1 protein-coding gene is annotated in these 395 nt (G+C 63.8%); it reads left to right on the top strand.

The features are described 5' to 3' along the window. On the top strand, positions 1-395 hold a 395-nt coding region (locus tag RNB18_RS53240), incomplete at both ends, for a zinc-binding dehydrogenase (RefSeq protein ID WP_311721207.1).

Below are 395 nucleotides of genomic sequence, written 5' to 3' on the forward strand. Positions count from 1 at the left end.
CCACAATCTGCGTGACGAGGCACTCGCGACCGCACCGGACGGAATCGACTACCTGTTCTCTCCCCACTCGGCGGGCAACGTCGACACCTACGCCGAAATCATGCGGCCATTCGGCCACATCACCGCAATCGACGAGCCACCGGGGCTGGACCTGGTCGCCCTGAAAGAGAAGAGCATCGCCTGGCACTGGGAACTGATGTTCACCCGGTCGTTGTTCGGCTACGACATGAGCTACCAGCAGCAGTTACTCACGCGCACCGCACAGCTGGTGGACGGCGGGAAGCTGCGCAGCACCGTTACCAAGACCATCGGCAGCTTCGACGCCGAGGGGCTACGGCAGGCCCACCGCGATGTGGAGTCGGGCCGCATGGTGGGGAAGGTTGTCGTCACCCGTT

Origin of the sequence: Streptomyces doebereineriae, from assembly GCF_031845645.1 — a bacterium.
GTDB classification, from domain to species: Bacteria; Actinomycetota; Actinomycetes; order Streptomycetales; family Streptomycetaceae; genus Streptomyces; species Streptomyces canus.